Consider the following 412-nt stretch of genomic DNA (forward strand, 5'->3'; position numbering starts at 1 on the left):
GTGTCCGTGATCGAGCACAAATACTGCCCGCGGGCTTTCCGGAGGTTGAGGTGGGATAATTCGACCAGAGCAACCATTTAACATCAGCATGATTGGCATGAATAAGATCAGCCACCACATTCTGATAGAAGTTGCTTTCATAACATTATTTAATTTTGCTGATTCCAAAGCAACGTAGCAGACAGCGTTCGTAGAAAGACTCTGGCAGGCCACGTTTCATACGGAACAGAAAGTATTTTTCAAAGGCCATTTTCGCCCATTGAACCCAACGGCCCTTTTTCATCCAGGCCAGATTGCGTGGGGGAATTTGTGGTAAGGCGACAAATGCAGCTCCCGTGTGTCCCATATCCGCCAGACAGACAGCATTTAAACTGGCGCGGGTTTTAATCGGACGATTTTCGATAGCGGCTTC

1 pseudogene is annotated in these 412 nt (G+C 47.6%); it reads right to left on the minus strand.

Going from position 1 to position 412, the window contains the following annotated elements:
* Nucleotides 1-145: 145 nt before the first annotated feature.
* Nucleotides 146-412: pseudogene (locus tag B3182_RS03900) on the minus strand (NAD(P)/FAD-dependent oxidoreductase); the annotation flags it as partial.

Origin of the sequence: Methylophaga sp. UBA4204 (assembly GCF_002379485.1) — a bacterium.
In the GTDB taxonomy this organism is placed as follows: Bacteria; Pseudomonadota; Gammaproteobacteria; order Nitrosococcales; family Methylophagaceae; genus Methylophaga.